21 protein-coding genes are annotated in these 19022 nt (G+C 43.9%); 9 read left to right on the top strand and 12 right to left on the bottom strand.

Translation table 11 applies throughout. The features are described 5' to 3' along the window. Positions 1-32: 32 nt before the first annotated feature. The 3 genes from CHH91_RS12925 to CHH91_RS12915 form a co-directional block, all read right to left on the bottom strand. Positions 33-950, bottom strand: coding sequence for a helix-turn-helix transcriptional regulator (locus CHH91_RS12925; protein WP_095223876.1), 918 nt, complete (start codon positions 948-950; stop codon positions 33-35). A 78-nt stretch (positions 951-1028) separates the two neighbouring features. After that, positions 1029-1532: an LURP-one-related/scramblase family protein gene (locus CHH91_RS12920; RefSeq protein WP_095223875.1), complete on the bottom strand. Its 504-nt coding sequence runs from the start codon at positions 1530-1532 to the stop codon at positions 1029-1031. Positions 1533-1596: 64 nt separating this feature from the next. Continuing rightward, on the bottom strand, positions 1597-2871 hold the full coding sequence (locus tag CHH91_RS12915; protein ID WP_095223874.1) for an MDR family MFS transporter: 1275 nt from the start codon (positions 2869-2871) through the stop codon (positions 1597-1599). 101 nt (positions 2872-2972) lie between these two features. Here CHH91_RS12915 and CHH91_RS12910 point away from each other — a divergent pair, with 101 nt between their 5' ends. Further along, positions 2973-4700, top strand: coding sequence for an ABC transporter substrate-binding protein (locus CHH91_RS12910; protein WP_176465783.1), 1728 nt, complete (start codon positions 2973-2975; stop codon positions 4698-4700). 73 nt (positions 4701-4773) lie between these two features. Here CHH91_RS12910 and CHH91_RS12905 read toward each other — a convergent pair whose 3' ends face one another. Genes CHH91_RS12905 through CHH91_RS12895 form a run of 3 tightly spaced genes read right to left on the bottom strand, consistent with a single transcriptional unit; the run spans position 4774 to position 6513 of the window. Further along, positions 4774-5910, bottom strand: coding sequence for a zinc-dependent alcohol dehydrogenase (locus CHH91_RS12905; protein ID WP_095223872.1), 1137 nt, complete (start codon positions 5908-5910; stop codon positions 4774-4776). Further along, positions 5907-6290: a spore coat protein gene (locus CHH91_RS12900; protein ID WP_095223871.1), complete on the bottom strand. Its 384-nt coding sequence runs from the start codon at positions 6288-6290 to the stop codon at positions 5907-5909. Before CHH91_RS12900 ends, CHH91_RS12905 begins: the two co-directional genes overlap by 4 nt. Then, the gene (locus CHH91_RS12895) at positions 6283-6513 is read right to left on the bottom strand and encodes a spore coat protein (RefSeq protein ID WP_095223870.1); all 231 of its coding nucleotides are present in this window, start codon (positions 6511-6513) and stop codon (positions 6283-6285) included. The genes CHH91_RS12900 and CHH91_RS12895 overlap by 8 nt, the downstream gene beginning before the upstream one ends. 108 nt (positions 6514-6621) lie before the next feature. On the opposite strand from CHH91_RS12895, the gene CHH91_RS12890 reads away from it, so the two are divergent. The 6 genes from CHH91_RS12890 (at position 6622) to CHH91_RS12865 (ending at position 9726) form a co-directional block, all read left to right on the top strand. Continuing rightward, a complete protein-coding gene (locus CHH91_RS12890; RefSeq protein ID WP_095223869.1) occupies positions 6622-6825 on the top strand; it encodes a hypothetical protein in 204 nt (67 codons plus the stop codon). After that, positions 6818-7117: a spore coat protein gene (locus CHH91_RS12885; protein ID WP_095223868.1), complete on the top strand. Its 300-nt coding sequence runs from the start codon at positions 6818-6820 to the stop codon at positions 7115-7117. The genes CHH91_RS12890 and CHH91_RS12885 overlap by 8 nt, the downstream gene beginning before the upstream one ends. A gap of 127 nt (positions 7118-7244) precedes the next feature. Then, entirely contained in the window at positions 7245-7991 is a 747-nt protein-coding gene (locus tag CHH91_RS12880; RefSeq protein ID WP_095223867.1) for an NADPH-dependent oxidoreductase, read from the top strand. A 27-nt stretch (positions 7992-8018) separates the two neighbouring features. Then, positions 8019-9005: an LLM class flavin-dependent oxidoreductase gene (locus CHH91_RS12875; RefSeq protein ID WP_095223866.1), complete on the top strand. Its 987-nt coding sequence runs from the start codon at positions 8019-8021 to the stop codon at positions 9003-9005. Between the two features lie 214 nt (positions 9006-9219). Next, positions 9220-9522, top strand: coding sequence for a hypothetical protein (locus CHH91_RS12870; RefSeq protein WP_095223865.1), 303 nt, complete (start codon positions 9220-9222; stop codon positions 9520-9522). Continuing rightward, complete coding sequence (locus CHH91_RS12865) at positions 9523-9726, top strand: helix-turn-helix transcriptional regulator (protein WP_095223864.1); 204 nt, start codon at positions 9523-9525, stop codon at positions 9724-9726. Between the two features lie 10 nt (positions 9727-9736). On the opposite strand, the gene CHH91_RS21255 is transcribed toward CHH91_RS12865, so the two are convergent. From CHH91_RS21255 to CHH91_RS12850, 3 genes are all read right to left on the bottom strand, one after another. Then, positions 9737-10282 (bottom strand): general stress protein, encoded by a 546-nt coding sequence (locus CHH91_RS21255; RefSeq protein WP_095223863.1) that lies wholly within the window; start codon positions 10280-10282, stop codon positions 9737-9739. Between the two features lie 136 nt (positions 10283-10418). Continuing rightward, complete coding sequence (locus CHH91_RS12855) at positions 10419-11063, bottom strand: SDR family oxidoreductase (RefSeq protein ID WP_095223862.1); 645 nt, start codon at positions 11061-11063, stop codon at positions 10419-10421. A 19-nt stretch (positions 11064-11082) separates the two neighbouring features. After that, positions 11083-12540: an aldehyde dehydrogenase family protein gene (locus CHH91_RS12850; RefSeq protein WP_095223861.1), complete on the bottom strand. Its 1458-nt coding sequence runs from the start codon at positions 12538-12540 to the stop codon at positions 11083-11085. A gap of 179 nt (positions 12541-12719) precedes the next feature. On the opposite strand from CHH91_RS12850, the gene CHH91_RS12845 reads away from it, so the two are divergent. Both CHH91_RS12845 and CHH91_RS12840 read left to right on the top strand, forming a co-directional pair. Next, positions 12720-13277 (top strand): PepSY domain-containing protein, encoded by a 558-nt coding sequence (locus CHH91_RS12845; RefSeq protein ID WP_176465782.1) that lies wholly within the window; start codon positions 12720-12722, stop codon positions 13275-13277. Between the two features lie 103 nt (positions 13278-13380). Continuing rightward, the gene (locus CHH91_RS12840; protein ID WP_095223859.1) at positions 13381-14124 is read left to right on the top strand and encodes an SDR family oxidoreductase; all 744 of its coding nucleotides are present in this window, start codon (positions 13381-13383) and stop codon (positions 14122-14124) included. Between the two features lie 56 nt (positions 14125-14180). Here the strand turns inward: CHH91_RS12840 and CHH91_RS12835 are convergent, their stop codons facing one another. The 3 genes from CHH91_RS12835 to licT form a co-directional block, all read right to left on the bottom strand. Continuing rightward, positions 14181-15611, bottom strand: coding sequence for a 6-phospho-beta-glucosidase (locus CHH91_RS12835; RefSeq protein WP_095223858.1), 1431 nt, complete (start codon positions 15609-15611; stop codon positions 14181-14183). A 42-nt stretch (positions 15612-15653) separates the two neighbouring features. Further along, positions 15654-17570 carry a beta-glucoside-specific PTS transporter subunit IIABC gene (locus tag CHH91_RS12830; protein ID WP_095223857.1) on the bottom strand — a complete coding sequence of 639 codons (1917 nt, stop codon included), beginning with the start codon at positions 17568-17570 and terminating at the stop codon, positions 15654-15656. 192 nt (positions 17571-17762) lie between these two features. Then, positions 17763-18611 (bottom strand): BglG family transcription antiterminator LicT, encoded by an 849-nt coding sequence (gene licT, locus CHH91_RS12825; protein ID WP_095223856.1) that lies wholly within the window; start codon positions 18609-18611, stop codon positions 17763-17765. Positions 18612-19022 lie beyond the last annotated feature (411 nt).

Below are 19022 nucleotides of genomic sequence, written 5' to 3'. Positions count from 1 at the left end.
CATTATAAAAAAAGAAGTATGACAGCAGTCTGTCATACTTCTTCATAAAGTTTAATTGTGTTTTTCAGTTTCTCTTTTAAAATGACTCGAAGGGCGTGCGGCTGGACGACTTCGACTCCGCTGCTGAAACTCAGCAGAATTGACCATAACCATCGTGCTTTCAACGGCTCATGAACCGGGATTCTCATCGTCATACTGCCATCATCATGAAATTGCTTATCAACCTGGTGAAACTGATCCAACGCTTCCGCCAATGCCTCCGGTCTAACCTTTATTACCACATCAGATACCTTATTTCCCCATTCGTTGTCAGAAGTATAATCCTCTTCCAGAATCTCGTCATGTGGCTGAAACGAATCCTGCGTCAAAGACAGCTTCAGCATCCTGGACAATCGGAACTCCCTATAATCCTTCCGTTTTCGGCAAAATCCATTAAGGTACCAATTGCTATACTTATAATGAAGCTGCAATGGTTCCACATCACGGGTGGTACGTTCATTTTGTGCATTTATATAATCAAAGGAAATAACTTTTCGCTCCGTGATGCCAGAACGTAATTGACGAAGTGCATCCGGCGCCGTCCGATAGCTTTCAAAGTCCACAGAAAGATTCTGATTTTGATTATCCTCCCCAATTGTTTGAAGGCGCTCAATGGTGCTCTGTACACGTTCATCTTCAAACACAGTGGCTAGACTGCGGAGCACCGTAACCAGATAATCAACATCGTATGAACCGAGCAAGCTTCTGTCCATCTTGTATCCGTCCATAATGCCATAGCCACCCTTATTTCCCTGATACGATATAACCGGGATACCTGCAGCACAAATCACATCGATATCCCGGTAGATAGTTCTTGGGGAAACTTGGAACTCTTCAGCGAGCACAGATGCAGACAGAACTTCGTGGTTCAACAGTTTGTAGATTATAGAAATCAAACGCTCCAATTTCATATGTTTTCCACCCTTTGTCCGGATTCGAACTCTTACACATTTCTTTGAATATGGGATGGCACATCGTGCGCTACCCTCTTATTCCCCGCCGCCCCCATCAAACGCGAAAGTACTATTATTATGCAAGACCATATCCATTACAATCATAACAGCAATATACGTAAGCAAATGGGATTCATCCTCTATTTGCATTTCATACGTATCGCCCCAGGTGAACCACTTCTTCGTTACATGCATCAATGGACCATTTTCATCCGTCAGTGTGTACTGATGCGACCAAACGTCGCCATGCAGACTCCAGTTTTGCGGCTTTAACGAGAAGTTAGCTTTGAAGAAGGTGAAATTCTTGGTCACTTCGGCAACTTTTTGTCCATTCTCTTCGATGATATATCTTGGCTTTAAAAAGGCTAGCTGCTGCTTGATTTCAACAAGCGGCTTATCATCAAGGTCGGTAATCGTAAGTCGATCCTGCAGTGAAAAGAGTTTGCTTTTGACACGGTACAGCTCCTGCTGTTCTGCATCGAATACCGAAAAGCTATCCTTAAAGCTGAATACTCTCTGTTTGATATAATAAGTCCCCATTGCCGCACCTCCGCAAATTCTTTTTTCCCTTCATACGAAGATACGGAAGTTTTTGTTCCAATTTCTAAATAAGTTTGGTTTTTTCTTTTGGAGTGACACGCTCAACACTTTCATACCGCTGGCGCAGTGCCATTTCACAGAACAAGATGCCAAGCAGTGTAAAGACAATATAGCTAAATCCCATTCCGTACTTGCCGACCGATTCTCCCATGATGATGCCTGCGGCACCGATCAGCTTTCCGAATTGGAACACAAAGCCGTGAAAAGCCATGTACGTCCCGCGTTTCGTATCATCGACCATTTCAGCCAGCATGCTCTGCCTGGTTGGGACATACATCAGTTCTCCTAAGGATAGAATCAGAACTGCTGCTGCCAAAAGAAATGGGCTGTTGCTGACAGCCATGATGGCAAAACCTGCTCCGAAAAGAATAAAGCCTGTATACATAACCAGACGCTCATTATGCCCTTTGATCAGCTTAGTGATTAATCCGGTGAAGAGCACAATTATCAGTGTATTTTCCACAGTCAGGAGACTGACCAGCCGCAGTCCATCTACGGATAAACTGAAGCCGAAAATAGACATGCTCATCTCTGCGATGTCCTTCTCCATACGAACCGTCAAATAATTGCTTCGCTGGAATTCAAGCGATAGGATGGCGATGCCGCTAAGCACAAACAGCAAAAAGGCTCTATCCTTACCAACACTGCGATAACTCCGGAATAAAGATTTCAATCCAAGGTCTTTCTTTTCTCCAGCCGTTGTGCGTACCGTGTATGTTTCTTGGATGAACATCATTGTAATAGCCATGGTGATGATAGACATGAGCACTAATCCGATAAGCAGCCGGAACATATAATCCTGGAAAAGCCAGCCACCGATCGTGAGACCGATCATCATAGCCAGATTATTTGCCCAATAGTTGATAGCGTACATATAAGCACGAGTTTCCTGTGTACTCACATCAATGAGCATCGCCTCTTGGGCTGGCATTATCATCCCGCTGGCAATACTGATCACGATTAGCATGGCAAAGGTTATGGAAGCGGAAGTGAAACTTGGTGTATTGGCCAAGACCATTCCGATGAATGCTGCTGCTTTTGCCGCTTCACCAAGTACCATCATCCGCTTCCTTCCGATTCGATCGGCTAAGTGCCCGCCATAAAGACTTGCCAGGAACTGAATAATGACGTTGATCATCATGAGTATCCCTGCGATTGCCGCATTCATTTCTTGTACAAAATAGACCGCCATAAATGGGAAGATCATGCTGCCGATCATGCGGCTCATAAATGAAGTATAAATTCGTATTCTAATATTCGGATGCAGACTTCTGAACATTTCTGCTCCCCCTCTCTCTTTTTTCCATTATGTAGAAGTTGAAAAGAGGTAAAAAGTGTATAATTCCATTAAAGATGTCATCTTTTAGGAGGGGAAACGACTTGGATATTAGCTACTACCTCATACGAGCCCATTTATACGAGAAAGAAAAGGACGGACAAGTATCGTGTACGCTGCAGGAAATCGAAGCTATCTGGCAATGCACGAGAAGGCATGTCATCCGCAAACTGAAGAAGCTGGAGGAACTTGGGCACCTTCGCTATCAGCCTGGACGGGGCAGAGGCAAAAAGTCCATCCTCTCGTTTCCGAGCGATTTTCGGGAAGACGTAGAAAAGTATATGAAATTCTGCATTCAGGAAGATAAACCCACTATCCTCTTCCAGCTCCTGCAACTGCCAATCCCCCGTCACTGGTATGCCCATATGTCGGAACTGGAGCAGCTTTTCGGCTACCAGCAGCAGGAAGGGCAGGATACGCTTCGTACCGTGTTCAATCGGCCGATTACAACGCTTGATCCATGCGCAAGCTCGATTACCTTCGAAAGCCATCTGATTGAGCAGATCAGCGACACCCTAGTAATCTACGATCAAGAAACGGACAGCATACACCCCCATCTGGCCCACCATTGGAAAACGAATGAAGATAGCACCGAATGGATTTTTTATTTGCGAAAAGGTGTCCTTTTTCATCATTTACGGGAGATGACTGCAGAGGATATAGCTTATACGATAGACCGCTTCAAACCGGATTCGCCATATTACTGGCTCGTTAGTGATATAGCGCAGACAGAAGTGATCGATCGTTATATCATCCGGTTCCAGCTAGCACAGCCTAATCCGTTTTTCCTTCGTTATATGGCGAGTGTAAGCATGGCAATCCTTCCAAGAGACGTGCCTTTCAATGAGTACGAATGGGTAGCAACGGGACCTTATCAATTGAAAGAAAGAACAGAGCAAAAACTTGTGCTAGAGGTTTTCCCTTCTTACTTCCAAATGCGTCCTTTCCTTGATAGGGTCGAAATGTGGCGTATCAAACCCGGTGAAAAGAAAGTCAATTACAGTTTGCCCGATCAACAGGGACCGACGCAGTCACACTATGAAGTTGAGCAAGGGTTCCGGTTCCTTGCCTTCAATTTTCATCGTGATTCTATCATCCAGGACAGATATTTCCGGGAAGCTATGTATCACTTAGTAGACACAGAGAGAATTTTCACCGAGTTAAACTTGGAGAATCTGTTTGGTAAATTGAAGCATGCAAGCAGCTTCTTCCTTGAGAAATCCGTCGCACCTATGAAAAGTGAACAAAAACTACTGGAAGCGCTGAGAAAATCAGCTTACCAGGGTGAGTCATTAAAGGTGGGTGTCCTGCGTCATAAGTCTGCTGGAATCCAAGCCGAATGGCTGTCGCAAGAAGCAGCTAAGTATGGCATAATCCTTGAACTACGCGAATATGAACTGGACAGTATTTATAACAAAAAAGAGATGCTTGCATTCGACATGGCCTTCATGGGCGAAGTTGCCAATATTGACCGAGAGCTTTCATTCATTGGGGCCTTTAAAAATGAAGCATTGTTATTCCGGACATACTTTAGCCCAGCTCACCTCCAAAAGATTGATACCTATTTGGAAGCTTTCAAAAACGGTAAAACAACGAAGGATAGATATAACATCGCCGATAAAATTGAAGCCTACCTTCATCAGGAACGACTCATCATCTTCCAGAACCATCCGATGAAAGAAAGAACTCATACTGCTTTCTTGCAGGATTTTGAGCTGACCGGCTTCGGCCACCCGAATTTCCGCAAGCTGTGGATTGATAAATTGGCATAAAGCTTTTCTTCTATTTGGCTTGTCTCCTGTTGGGCGTTACAACTAAAAAAAGGACTGCTAGGAGAGCAGTCCTTTATGGTTTCAATATGACCTTGATACAGCCATCTGTTTTTGTATCGAATTTTTCGTAGCCTTCTTTAGCTTGATCGAGCGGAAGGATATGTGTGATGATATCAGCCAAGTCGACCTTCCGATCCTGAAGCAATCCATGCAAATACGGCATCGTGTGGATGACGGGAGCTTGCCCGCTTTTGATTGTGACGTTCCGCTGGAATATATCACCAAAAGGAAACGCATTATAACGGCCGCCGTATACTCCTGTCACTTGGATATTGCCGCCCTTGCGGACACATTGAGCTGCCATGACAAAGGCACCTAATGCTCCGCCCTGAAGCTTCAGCCCGCTGCCGATGAATTCCATTGGAGTCATTTTCCCATCCATGCCGACCGCGTCAATGACCACGTCAGCTCCGCCTTTTGTTATCTCCTTGAGGTATTCACCTGTATTCTCATGCTGCTCGAAATTTACTATCTCTACTTTATTTGTACGCTTCGCATGCTCCAGACGGTAATCAATGTAGTCAACAGCAATGACGCGTTTGGCACCCTTCAGCCAGGCAAATTTCTGTGCAAGTAGGCCGACGGGACCACATCCGAATATGATAACTGTATCACCAGGCTTAACGCCTCCATTATCGACTGACCAGAAAGCTGTCGACCCTGCATCTGCCAGCAGAATCAGCTGTTCATCCGCAACCTCGGAATTTTCGGGTATTTTGAAAGGCACAAAGTTTCCATAAGGCACCCGCATGTATTCCGCTTGTCCGCCGGGGTAGCCGCCATTGTTATCTGAGTAGCCAAAATAGGCACCCATCTGACCATTTTCATTGCTATTGTCGCATTGGCTTTCCAAATCATGCTGACAGAAAAAGCATTCCCCGCAGCTTACGTTGAATGGAATGACAACGCGATCACCTTTTTTCACTTTTGTTACCTCGGGGCCGACTTCCTCGACGATCCCCATCGGTTCATGGCCGATGATATAATTCTCCGGCATATTCGGAATCATCCCGTGTATCAAATGCAGATCAGAGCCGCAAATCGCTGTAGCAGTCAGCTTGACGATGATATCATCCGGTTTCTTGATCGAGGGTGCCTTCACTTCTTTTACACGAACGTCTTTTATCCCTTGATACGTCACTGCCTTCATAACTGATTCTCCTTCGATTCGGTATTGGTCGGCGTCGCAAACATACCGAGACGGTCGGTATCATATTGGAATAAGTCCATACTTACCACATCGATTGCTGTATTGGCAGCTGTTCGGTCGAACGGATACTGGGAATTAGGGTCAGCCGGGAACAGCCAGTTGTGCTGTGCCATCAAGGCAGAAATAGCGCCCTGCATCTCAATCGCTTCATCCAAATGTCGAACAAGGGTTTGCCGAAGCTCTGGATTTACTGCTTCTGTTATAGCGATTGCGTAGTTGTTGACTGCTGATTTTGCGGTAATAAGCATCTCTGTGCAAATGGCGGAATCCATCAGATCAGGCATGCCTTTGGCGTTTTCTGGATCTAGGTAATCACGCATCTGTTTCACCTTCTTCTACGAGCTGGGACTTGCTGTACAGCTCCTCAAGTTCCCGAATTTGGCGTACAGAGGTTTCCACATCTCTCTCCATCAGCTGCTTGATTTTCTGATCGAACACAACACCTTGCAGGAACTTCGCTTTCATAACTGACGTAGTCTTGAAGTTCAGCAGCTCATGAACTTCCATCGTTTCATGCGGGGCCAATTGTTGATTATCATTCATCGTGCATCCTCCTTATTCTATTTCAGCTTGTCCTCGACACATAATTTTATGTATGTATAAAGCAGCCATTTTCTCACAAGATAGTGTTAAAAGAGGAGGCACATCCGTATGCATCAATCCGGTATACATGAAACGATGGAAGCAATGGAGCTTTTGAATACAGCTTGTCTTTCACTGACTAAGTCCTCAGGTATGCGATTCTTAGCGAAGGACGATGGACTCAAAACGCTGCTCACAGCCCAAGCGGATGCAGATAAACGTCATATCCATATGCTGCAGCGCTTCCTGAACCAGGAGGAACAGCATGGATAAGCTTATCGAAATACTGGGATCAGCTCGGGAAATAACAGATCAAGTAATTGTGACTGATTTACTTGTTACCGTTAAAACCGGCATCATCATCACCGCAAAGGCTATAAATGAAACGGGCAATGAAAAGCTGCGCACTGATTTGAAGGCAAAGCTGCATGAACACATCGAACAGCATGAACGTGTTTTCAGCTATATGATGAAGCATGGCTATTACTTCCCGCAAACGCCAACCCAGCAGATTCATGTATTGAATGAAACAGCTGAAACTGTTTTGACACTGAATAAGGACTAAGCAGGAAAGCACGAGCCATACGCTCGTGCTTTCCTGCTTTGTAAGCTGTTCTTTTGCTTTCTGTTCTTTTACCTACGTATAATATTCCGTAGAGCATGTAAGTCGCATGACGAACGAGGAGGCTATTATGAACGACTTCATCAATCAATTGCACAATCACCGTTCCGTACGGACATTCACTGATAAAAAACTGACACAGGAGCAATTGGATGCCATCATGGGTGCCGCTATCCAAGCTCCGAACTGGATCAACGGCCAGCAGGTTTCTGTTGTCGTCGTTACTGACAAAGAGAGAAAACGAAAGTTAGCGGAGCTTTCCGGTAATCAGAAACATATTGATGACGCAGCTGCTTTTCTCGTTTTCTGCATGGATTACAGCCGCGCCAAGCATATAACAGATCTACACGATAAGGAACTTGAGGTTATGGAGAATATCGAGGCTGTCCTAGTAGGCTCTACTGACGTTGGCATTGCACTCGGTACTGCTGTTGCTGCAGCAGAATCCATGGGAATTGGCACCGTACCGATCGGCAGCGTCCGCAGAAGCCCAGCCGAAATTTCAGAGCTGCTTGAGCTGCCTGAGCTTGCTTTCCCAATCTCTGGTTTGGCCATCGGCTACCCGGCAGATCCGCTCCCAGCACAAAGCCCGCGAATTCCAATGGAAGCTTTCTATCATAAAGAAACATATGTTCAAAACCAGCAGGAAGCTGTCGAAGAAATGGACAAAAGACAGCAAGACGCTATCAAAGCCCGAACAGGCGAAACAAAAGCTCACCCTTGGTCAGAAAGAATTGCTGCTTTCTATTCCGAACGATATAAAGAATACGGAAAAGTGACAGACGTTCTGAAACAAAACGGATTCGATTATAAATAATAAGAAGCAAGCAGAAAGGAAGTATGAATGATGACCAGAACACCTTTATCGGTTTTGGACTTATCACCTGTACCAGACAATAAAACACCAAAAGAAGCTTTCGAGAACAGTAAACAGCTGATTCAGCATACAGAAAAACTAGGGTATAACCGTTACTGGGTTGCGGAGCACCACAACATGCCGAGCATTGCGAGCTCTGCAACTTCTGTATTGATCGGCTATCTTGCTGGACATAGCTCCACTATCCGCGTCGGCTCCGGCGGTGTGATGCTGCCGAACCACTCACCGCTAGTCGTAGCGGAGCAATTCGGGACATTGGCAACGATGTACCCAGACCGCATCGATCTTGGTTTAGGTCGTGCACCTGGTACAGACTATATGACAAGCCGTGCTTTGCGCCGTGATGCTCACACAGCCGCGGAAAGATTCCCAGATGATGTTCAGGAATTGCTGCAATATCTTGGTGATGACAACTTGCCAATCAAAGCACATCCAGGTCATGGAACGCACGTACCGGTTTACTTATTAGGTTCCAGCACATTCAGCGCACAGCTTGCTGCGATGCTCGGTTTGCCATTTGCATTCGCCAGCCATTTTGCACCAGGAGAGCTGCACAATGCATTGCGTCTATACCGCGAACGATTCCAGCCTTCTGTTTACCTGGACAAACCGTATGCAATGGTCACGGTGAATGGTATCGTTGCGGATACAAATGAAGAAGCGGAATTCCTTTCCACAACATTGAAGCTTAAATTCCTAAGCATCATCCGCGGCCGCTCAGGTTCTTCCACTGCTCCAGTCGAGAGCATGGATCATATCTGGAACGAGCATGAAAAGCTCCATGTCACAAATACGCTGACTTACTCCTTCGTCGGAGATAAAGAAAAAGTAGCCAGTGAGTTGGAAGCATTCCATGCGAAAACGCAGTTTGATGAACTCATCGTTTCAGCCGACATATTTGATCAGGAAAAACGCAGAAACAGCTATACATTACTATCCGAGCTTTGGAAGTAAAATAATGTTTTTATAAGGATCCCGCATATTAGATATATCTAATATGCGGGATCCTTTTCCATTTGTATCTTTCTGTAATTTTTAAATATAACTTGAAGGCTTTGGCTTCATATTATATTTATAAATGTAAAAATGATTTGACATTTCCAAAGCCAATACATACAATGATTATTGTCAAATACTTTTTACATTTCAGATGAGGGGTGAATTGAAAATGGATTGGGTTAAAATTGTGTATTCAGTCATTTTGTTAGTTTGCGGAATTTTGATTTTCGTTGCAGCATCTTCTCAAAAAGGTGATGAAAGAAGGAAGTTTATCAAGTCGAAAGCTCAATCATATGCGTTTATTGTAGTTATGGGTATGCTAATCTTAGATGTTGCCCAGTCAGTTTATCTAACTATTCAGGGGAATACTTCTTATAATGGTAATTGGATTTCACCGATAATGTTTCTGACAGTGATTTCAATTATATATCTGGTAACATTGCTGATTTACAGGAAAAAATATGGTGATTAAATGAAAAACAACATTAAGGAATTACGAAAATCAGCGAAGTTATCCCAAGAAGAACTGGCTAAACTCTGTAGAGTTTCCAGACAAACAATAAATGCCATTGAAAATGATAAATACGATCCTACGTTACAATTAGCGTTTGATATAGCCTTTGTATTGGATACCACAGTTGATAAACTCTTCATCAGTGATCCCATCAAAAAGTAATACATCGACCTCATTTTAGAGGTTCTTTTTCTTTGTTATGTAATAATCGATTGATGTCCCTCTGTATGCTGGCTTGCTTCAGCACTTTGCGCTGCTTTAAGTATCTAAGGTCAGAAATATTGTCATACGATAACTGTATATAGAAGTAGTTTATGTACTCCAATATAGCGAAGACATATATAAATAACGCTATAAAAAGTCCGCCTATAGGAAACGGGGAATGCAAGCGGAGGAAATCATAGATAAATGCAAGAAGCGGAATGGCTATCAGCAGCACATTTACTTTCCTGAGTTTTATTAGTTTGTGTACTGCATATGTGGGAGTGATAAATGTCTTCTCATTCCTGAACCTTTTAAATTTTATATACCAATACATGGAGCCTTGCAATAATAGGAACTCCAAAAGAAGAAATGCTGTCCAAAATGAAAAAAGGGAATAGAGCTTCAAATCTGGATAGTTATGATTTATAAGCAAGCTGAGAATCACAAAACAAATTACGGCTATTAATTCGCCAGAGTAAAGATATTTCAATCTGTTTTCTATATGTCTTTTCACCTGTAAACCTCCTTAGAATAATGCTCTCTAAATCTATACCTAAGTAAGTGTACTTTTAGGAAACAGAAAAAGATTCGCCTTTCTTCATATTGCTCAATAAAAAAAGACCGCTAATTTAGCGGTCTTCCTTTAGGTTTTAATTATAAACTTCTTCAACTGGCGTTTCTCCAGCAAGCAGGGATACAATCTTTCCTTTTGCTTTCTCATTACCGATTGCTGCGACAATTGCACGCGCCACATCTTCTCGCGGAATCTGCGTTGTTTTGAATTCGGATGGGTCTGTTGTAACTTTGCCAGTTCCTGCATCATCAGATAATCCACCCGGACGCAGAATTGTATAGTTCAGCTCGCTGCCTTGAACGATTTGATCCGCATAATGCTTCGCGATGTAATACGGCTTCATGCTTTCGCTCCACTCTTCCGGAGAATCAGCGTGAATGGCACTCACCATGATGAACTGCTTCGCCCCTGCTTTTTCAGCAGCTTTCACTGATTTAGCAGCTCCGTCTAAATCGATCGCTAACGTCTTATCAGCTCCAGTGCTTCCGCCGGAACCTGCTGTGAATACGACAATATCCGATCCTTGGATAGCGTCTGTGATCGCGTCTACATTATCCTCCAAGTTCAAGTAGACCGGTTTTACACCTTTCTCTTCAAAGTATCCGAATTGCTCTTCCTTCCGCAATCCAACGGATACGTCATGCTCCTTCTTCTCGTTCAGGACGTTGACTAGGTTTTTTCCTACTTTGCCGTTTGCTCCAATAATGAATACTTTGCTCATGCTGATCCCTCATTTCTGTTTATTTCAAAAAGCTATCGTAATCCGTCCGTTCATTTTGGACACCGATCCATTTCGTTTCCGTGAATTCCTCCAACGCCCACTTGCCGTTGAATCGGCCAAGACCGGATTGCTTCACACCGCCAAATGGTGCTTGTGGTTCGTCATTGATGCTCTGATCGTTGACATGAATCATGCCTGTTTCAATTCGTTTTGCAATCAATTCCCCGTGTCCGACTGTAGAATGCACTGCACCGGAAAGACCATATGGATGTTCATTAGCCATCTCCACTGCTTCGTCTTCCGTTTCGAACGTAATGATTGGTGCGATTGGTCCGAATATCTCTTCGGCTGCGAGCGGTGACTGGTTGTCTACTTGATTGACGACTGTAGGCTCTAACACATTGCCATGGAAGCTGCCGCCTGTAAGAACATTTGCACCAGCGTCGATCGCACGCTGCAGCTGCTCTTTTATGCTGTCCACTTGCTGCTCATTTATAATAGGACCTACTTGTGTGTTTTTATCTGTAGGGTCACCGTAACGTAATTCTTTGACTTTTTCAACGAACTTGCTCGTGAATTCCTCTGCTACAGATGCCTGAACGAGTATGCGGTTAAGCGCAATACAAACCTGCCCTTGATGATAGAATTTACCGTAAACAGCAGATTCTACTGCCGCATCGATATTGGCATCTTCCATCACGATAAGCACGTTGTTGCCGCCAAGCTCCAATGCCGTACTTTTCAGTTCGCCAGCAGCAAGAGATGCGATGTGTTTGCCGACTCCGGTAGATCCTGTAAAGGAAATCATACGCGGAATCGGATGCTTCACAAAAGCATCGCCAATCTCGGAGCTCTTACCGCTGACAAGGTTGATCAGTCCTTTCGGTGCTCCAGCCTCTTCGAACAGAGCTGCTACAAGTGAGCCTGCTGTCACGGTTGTATCCTTGGAAGGTTTGATAACGACCCCGTTACCTGTAGCCAGTGCAGCTGCCACAGAACGCATTGTCAAATGAAGCGGGAAGTTCCACGGACTAATAACACCGATTACTCCTAACGGTTCCTGATAGACTTTATTTACCTTGCCTGGAACATGGGAAAGAAATACTTCCCCCTTCATCCGGTTCGGATAAGAAGCAGCTTCTTTCATGAAATTAACCGCGGTTGTTATTTCCCCGACAGCTTTTCGGTACGTACTTCCTGCTTCCTTGATCAGCCATTCGATGAATAGCTCTTTTTCGCGTTCAATAACCTGGATAGCTTTCTCAATCAGTTCCCGCTTCACTTGCGGTGGCTGCTCAGCCCATTCCTTCTGTGCTCGTGCTGCTGCTTGATAAGCTTCACCCACATCCTCTTCGTTCGCTCCTTGGATTGTAAGCAATGTCTCTCCTGTATATGGATTGATATTTTCAAACGTTTCTTCGCTATTCCCTTTTCGCCATTCTCCATTTATATAAAGTAAATCGAACTGCTTTTGCAAGATAACGCCTCCTTACGATTTGTCTCGACTTAGAGACAATTCCCCCTTTGAATGAGATTAAACAAGTCATCTGTGAAATGTCTCCTTCTTTTCTCAGCGTTTTCTAATTTTCACTTCATGTTGTTCTAAGATGCGTTGGATATAGTAGTACCATAACAACGAACAAGGAGATGGATAATATGAAAAGAAAGAATTTAATAGCAAGCGGTTTGGCGATTACATTGGCAGCTGGATTAGGCCTAGGTTTCCAGCATGTAAGTGCGGACGACGATAAAGTACCTGCTGATACAAAAGTGAATTTGAATCAAGCCATTGACAATGCAAGCAAAGAGCAAGCAGGAACAGTGACTAGTGTCGAACTTGATACTACACGCAGCGGTCAGGCTTATTACGAAGTAGATGTAAATGACGATAAAGCTGAATACGATGTACGCGTGAATGCCGATGACGGAACTGTTGAATCACGAAAAGATAATGACGATGACGATGATAACCAAACACCACAGCCAAAAGTAGACATCAAAACGGCAGCTGAAACAGCTCTCGCACAGGAAAAAGATGCTGTACTTACAGATATCTCCCTTGATGAAGATGACGGCAGACTGGAATATGATGTGGAGCTTCGTACTGATAAGGATGAAATCGAAGTGACTGTTAATGCAGAATCCGGCGAAGTGACGTATACAGAAAAAGAATCCATCGATGACGATCAAGATGATGATGGTGATGATGACTAAGAATGACACGAGTCTCCTATAGGAGGCTCTTTTTTTATGTTTCAGATTCCCCAAACGGGTTATTAGTTAGGAGAACCAGACATCCGAAAGGAGCAATCGAATCATGAGCGAAAATATTCAAGATAAAGTTGTCATTATCACAGGTGCATCAAGCGGTATTGGAGAGGCAACAGCTAAAGAATTGGCGCAGCATGGTGCTAAGGTTGTCCTTGCTGCCCGACGCGAAGAGCGTTTGCAAGAGCTGGCAGATTCCATCAAGCAGGATGGCGGAGAAGCTATCTATCAAGTCACAGACGTAACAAAACAGGAAGAGGTTGAACAGCTGGCACAGCTGGCTTTGGAAACGTACGGCAAGATTGATGCCATCTTCAACAATGCCGGTCTAATGCCGCTATCCTACCTGCATAAAAAGCAAATCTCTGAATGGGATACGATGGTAGACGTTAACATCAAAGGTGTATTGTATGGCATTGCTGCTGTGCTGCCGCATATGCGTGAGCGCAAGCAAGGCCATATCATCAATACATCCTCTGTTGCGGGGCATAAATCCGGTCCGGGAACTGCTGTTTATTCCGGAACGAAATTCGCTGTACGTGCCATCACGGAAGGCTTGCGCCAGGAAGAAGCAGAAAACAATATCCGCACAACAATCATTTCTCCAGGAGCCATTAAAACCGAACTCCCGGATAGTATCACAGATGATGAAATCCGCGAAAGCATGGGCGAGACATTAGGAGCAGCTGTTACACCTGACAGCATTGCACGAGCAGTCCGTTATGCTTTGAGCGAGCCGGATGATGTCGCAGTCAATGAACTGCTGATTCGTCCGACGAAACAGAAAGGCTGAGTTTTTCCTACAATAGAAAAGCACCTCCCCGGATCAGCCGGAGAGGTGCCTTTCTATTAATCGCTCAATTTACCGCCATTCGTTTCAATGACCTTCTTATACCAATAGAAGCTTTTCTTTTTTATCCGTTTAAGAGAGCCATTCCCATCGTTGTCCTTATCAACATAGATATAGCCATATCGCTTTTTCATTTCCCCTGTACTGGCGCTGACAAGATCGATCGGTCCCCAGCTGGTATAACCAAGGATTTCGACGCCATCTTCAATTGCTTCACCCATTTGTTCCAGGTGTTTTTGCAGATAGTCGATACGGTACGAATCTTCCACTTGACCTTCTTCATTGACTGTATCAACCGCGCCCAGTCCATTCTCTACGACAAACAACGGTTTCTGATATCGATCATAAAGCTGATTCGCAGTAATTCGGAAACCTGTAGGGTCTATTGTCCATCCCCACTCCGATTTCGGCAAATATGGATTTTCCACAGAACCGAATACATTTCCTGCTGTCGTTTTGCCGAGTACTTCCGGATCCTTACTAGTCGTGCGGCTGGCATAATAACTGAACCCGATATAGTCGACAGTATGACGGAGGATAGCTTCATCTTCTGGTTCCATCTGAATATGGATGTTATTGTCCTTGAAAAAGCGCTTTGCATATCCTGGGTAAGCCCCGCGAGCCTGAACATCAATAAAGAAGAAGGAATCTCTGTCTCGATCCATTGCATCCAGATAATCAGCAGGATTTGCCGAGTACGGGTAAGTTGTACCCGCCGCCAGCATACAGCCGATTTTTGCTTCAGGTATGATTTCATGGCAGAGCTTCACTGCTAACGCGCTGGCAACCAACTGATGGTGAGCTGCCTGATATTGAATTTGTTTTCTGTCATCACCTTCCCGAAAGACAAGACCTGCTCCTACAAACGGCAGATGCAGAAGCATATTAATTTCATTGAAAGTCATCCAGTACTTTACTTTACCTTTATATCTTGTAAAGATAGTTTTAGCGTAGTTTTCAAAGAAAGATACGAGCGCCCGGTTCCGCCAGCTTCCGTATTTCTGTACAAGATGGACTGGAACATCAAAATGCGCCATCGTTACAACTGGCTCGATCTTATGCTTCCGTAACTCATCAAACAGATTATCATAGAATTGCAGCCCTTCTTCATTTGGCTGTTCTTCATCCCCCTGCGGGAAGATGCGTGCCCAAGCAATCGAAACCCGTAACGCCTTGAACCCCATCTCCGCAAACAATGCGATATCCTCTTTGTAGCTATGATAGAAATCAATCGCCTCATGCGAAGGATAGTACGCACCAACAACTGGTTCCAGTGTTTCAATATTACCTTGCATGATTGAAAATCTATCTGCTCCTATCGGCAGCAAATCGACTGTCGTCAACCCTTTACCACCTTCACGATAAGCACCTTCTACTTGATTGGCAGCTACGGCGCCACCCCATAAAAAACCTTCAGGAAATACACTCATATCGTCAGCTCCCCTCTCTCTTTATATCTACTGATCAAGCATTTAAATATTCAAGGTAAGGAGCGGCTCTCCCCATTTCACTTGCTTCTCCTCTGTTGCCGCAACCAATTTGTAACCCCTTACATCCGTAACCACAACTGGTGTCGTAATATCGAAACCGGCACTCTGGATACTTTCCAAGTCAAATTCTATTAGCAGCTGGCCTTTTTCCACGTGATCTCCTTGCTTCACTTGAGCTTCAAAGAATTTGCCGTCCAACTGAACCGTATCCATTCCGATATGAATCAGGATTTCGGCCCCGTTATCCGTTGTGATGCCAATTGCATGTTTCGTTGGGAACAATACCGACACAACTCCAGAAGCAGGAGCATATAGCTTCCCTTCTGATGGAATGATTGCCACACCCTTGCCGAGTGCACCTGTCGCAAACGCCTCATCCTTGATTTCAGATAAAGAAACGATAGAACCTTGGAATGGACTGGCAATCACATCATTACCAATAGCGAGCTTTTCTTCTTTTTGAATCGGTGTTGTTGGCTCTTGTACTGTGTCTGGTTTGTTGTTTTCCTTGGTGAATCCGAATAGCATTGTCAGTACAAATGCAGCTCCAAACGCTACACCAATTGAAACGAATGAACCCCAGAATCCCATATCAAAACCATTTGGTCCAATGAATGTAGGGATCTGGAATATACCCAATCCTCCCGTCATGTAGCCAGTTGTTTTGAAAATACCTAGAACAGCTCCACCTAAAGCACCACCGATACAACTAATGATAAATGGTCGTTTCAGCGGCAACGTAATACCGTAAATCGCCGGCTCTGTCACACCAAAGATTCCAGAGATAAAAGCTGGTATGCTCAATGTTTTAAGCTTTCTCTGCTTGATACGGATCCAAACAGCCAATACTGCACCGATTTGCGCAAAGGAAGCAGCAAAGACGAGCGCTAACACAGGGTCTCCGCCGTAGACGGACAAGTTATTGATCGAGATTGGTACAAGTCCCCAATGCAAACCGAAAATAACGAATATCTGCCAGAAGGCTCCTAAGAACAAACCAGCGATGATTGGGCTTAAGTCGTAGATGCTAAGTGTCGCTTGCCCGATAAGCTGACCTGCCCAAGTCGCAATCGGACCGATAATAATGAATGTCAACGGTACAACCACTAACAATGTCAAGAACGGTACAACAAAGGTCTTGATAACATCAGGTACAATCTTTGCGAAGCCTCTTTCAACTTTTGCTGCAAAGAACGTCGCCAGAATGATAGGAATAACAGATGATGAATAAGTCATCAAGATTACTGGCATCCCCAAGAATGTAATATGCACTGGTGATTCAAACAGCGTACCACTAAATAACGTATACAGTGGATCGCCTGTTGTAAGACCGGAGAGTGTCGGATAAACGAGTGCAGCCCCGATAGCCATCCCGATAAAATGACTTCCGCCGAACTTTTTCATTGCAGTGTAGCCTAAGAAAATAGGGAAGAAATAGAACAAAGAATCGCCAACAGCATTAAGGATCTGATAGGTACCAGATTCTGCTTTTAACCAACCAAAGGCAAGAAACATTGCATTGAAACCTTTGATCATACCAGTTGCAGCTAATACACCTAATACCGGCGTAAAGATACTAGAGATAATATCGATAAACTTATTGAATGGATTTGTATCCTTGTCTTCCTCTTGAGACGCTTGCTCGTTACCAGTGAACCCGCCAACATGCGCTACTGCTTTATATACATCCGGCACATGATTGCCGATGACAACTTGATATTGTCCACCGCTCTTCAGAACGGTAACGACATCGTCCATGTTCTTCAGTGCTTCGGTGTTGGCTTTATTTTCATCCTTCAACTTAAAGCGTAAACGAGTGATACAATGGACAACGCTGTTAACATTTTCGCGGCCTCCGACTTGCTCGATGATATCTTTGGCCAGTTGCTCATACTTCATCTTAATCCCACCTTTTATTTGGAATTTGGCAAATAAAAAACCTGATCAGGTCGGCGCACGAAATCGTGCAGCCAAGCTAATCAGGTTATGCCCTATTAAGGTAACATTCCTTCGAAGGATATTCAGCTGATAAGTAAAATTTAACACCTTCGCCCCAAAATGTCAACGCTTACATTTACAATTTATTTACTTTTATTTTTTCTGCGACTGTTCTGTAAGGCGATGTATATGGACAGTCAGATACAATTGTTCATCCTGTGTAAGTCCAGAATCAAACTTTTCCTTCAAGTAAATATCCATTCTTTCTGTACATTGAAATGCATGCTTGTACTTCAGCCGCACTTGATCATAAAGGAATGATTCAGCCAGTTCAGGTAATCTCTCATCCCGCAGAAAACGTACTGCAAAAAAACGCAAGTGTGTCAGGAATCTCTCATAATTGACCGAGTTCTCATCTACATTCCCTTTCAAATAGTAAGTAACTATATTCAGCAGGTTGCTGACTATTTCGGTTACTTGTACAGCCGTCAGCATGTGCTCGCCTGTCAGCTGACTATTGACCAAATGTAACGCGATGGATGCAGCTTCATCTTCCCCTAAATGATAGCCTGTATCCTCTTCGATGATATCCAGCGCTTTCCACGCAATCTTATATTCTTGCTTATAATATTTTCGTATTTCCCAAACAAGCGGGTTCTTCAGGGTGATACCCTGTTTCTCTCTGCTGATCGCAAAACTAAGATGATCAGTCAATGCTACATAAAGATATTCATCCAAGTCGTACGGGAGATGACCGCGAGCATATTCTACTATTTTAGCGGCAATAGAAAGATAAAAGGGAGAAACATCCCGCAGAAGAGTCTCTAGTTTATCGGCCACGCCTGATTTTTCCAAGATGAATTTCTTCTCAATCTGAGATACATCTATCGGATCTCCAATCTTCTTCTTGAACGCCAAGCCTCTTCCCATCACGACCAGTTCCTGATTTTTATCATTCCTTGTAACCACAACACTATTGTTCAGGATCTTTTCTATCTTCATTGATTTCCCCCTCTTCCTTAACAGAATGAAAAAAACCCAAATTCACACATAGCAGCTGGCTGCTTGTGTAAATTCAGGTTTTGCCCGCAATGCGGTAACAATCCTCGTTCACTTGTAAACGCTTTATATAGAAAATATCATAACAGATATTCCCTGTCAATCTGACTAAAAGAGGCTGCACTTCACTTTCTTTAGTTTAACTATCGGTTATTTTAATTATAAAATGGGAATTACAAGCCAATTAATCGCTTTCCTCCTCTGCTGAAAGGTATAATCGAAGCTGGTATAGAAATCTACTATTAGATATTTACATATAACGAAGGGATGTAAGAGGATGAGTAATCTAAGAGAAGATGCACTGAGAATACACCGAGAAAATAAAGGGAAACTGACGATGAAGTCGAAGATCCC

It is taken from the genome of Virgibacillus sp. 7505 (genome assembly GCF_002272135.1).
Lineage (GTDB): Bacteria > Bacillota > Bacilli > Bacillales > Amphibacillaceae > Terribacillus.
Note: the sequence above shows the minus strand (reverse complement) of the source record. Positions and strands in the feature narration are given on the sequence as shown.

What these genes read in the sequence shown, in the direction of transcription:
- CHH91_RS12895 (WP_095223870.1), bottom strand. Translation starts at nt 6,513, where the DNA reads ATGAATGATAATCAACAATTGGCCCCGCATGAAACGATGGAAGTTCAT.
- licT (WP_095223856.1), bottom strand. Translation starts at nt 18,611, where the DNA reads ATGAAGATAGAAAAGATCCTGAACAATAGTGTTGTGGTTACAAGGAAT.
- CHH91_RS12855 (WP_095223862.1), bottom strand. Translation starts at nt 11,063, where the DNA reads ATGAGCAAAGTATTCATTATTGGAGCAAACGGCAAAGTAGGAAAAAAC.
- CHH91_RS12925 (WP_095223876.1), bottom strand. Translation starts at nt 950, where the DNA reads ATGAAATTGGAGCGTTTGATTTCTATAATCTACAAACTGTTGAACCAC.
- CHH91_RS12900 (WP_095223871.1), bottom strand. Translation starts at nt 6,290, where the DNA reads ATGCGTGATTACCTAGATCCAGAAAACGCCAAAGGCATGCCTGATCTG.
- CHH91_RS12870 (WP_095223865.1), top strand. Translation starts at nt 9,220, where the DNA reads ATGGATTGGGTTAAAATTGTGTATTCAGTCATTTTGTTAGTTTGCGGA.
- CHH91_RS12885 (WP_095223868.1), top strand. Translation starts at nt 6,818, where the DNA reads ATGGATAAGCTTATCGAAATACTGGGATCAGCTCGGGAAATAACAGAT.
- CHH91_RS12920 (WP_095223875.1), bottom strand. Translation starts at nt 1,532, where the DNA reads ATGGGGACTTATTATATCAAACAGAGAGTATTCAGCTTTAAGGATAGC.
- CHH91_RS12915 (WP_095223874.1), bottom strand. Translation starts at nt 2,871, where the DNA reads ATGTTCAGAAGTCTGCATCCGAATATTAGAATACGAATTTATACTTCA.
- CHH91_RS12905 (WP_095223872.1), bottom strand. Translation starts at nt 5,910, where the DNA reads ATGAAGGCAGTGACGTATCAAGGGATAAAAGACGTTCGTGTAAAAGAA.
- CHH91_RS12875 (WP_095223866.1), top strand. Translation starts at nt 8,019, where the DNA reads ATGATGACCAGAACACCTTTATCGGTTTTGGACTTATCACCTGTACCA.
- CHH91_RS12845 (WP_176465782.1), top strand. Translation starts at nt 12,720, where the DNA reads ATGAAAAGAAAGAATTTAATAGCAAGCGGTTTGGCGATTACATTGGCA.
- CHH91_RS12835 (WP_095223858.1), bottom strand. Translation starts at nt 15,611, where the DNA reads ATGAGTGTATTTCCTGAAGGTTTTTTATGGGGTGGCGCCGTAGCTGCC.
- CHH91_RS12830 (WP_095223857.1), bottom strand. Translation starts at nt 17,570, where the DNA reads ATGAAGTATGAGCAACTGGCCAAAGATATCATCGAGCAAGTCGGAGGC.
- CHH91_RS12890 (WP_095223869.1), top strand. Translation starts at nt 6,622, where the DNA reads ATGCATCAATCCGGTATACATGAAACGATGGAAGCAATGGAGCTTTTG.
- CHH91_RS12865 (WP_095223864.1), top strand. Translation starts at nt 9,523, where the DNA reads ATGAAAAACAACATTAAGGAATTACGAAAATCAGCGAAGTTATCCCAA.
- CHH91_RS12880 (WP_095223867.1), top strand. Translation starts at nt 7,245, where the DNA reads ATGAACGACTTCATCAATCAATTGCACAATCACCGTTCCGTACGGACA.
- CHH91_RS12840 (WP_095223859.1), top strand. Translation starts at nt 13,381, where the DNA reads ATGAGCGAAAATATTCAAGATAAAGTTGTCATTATCACAGGTGCATCA.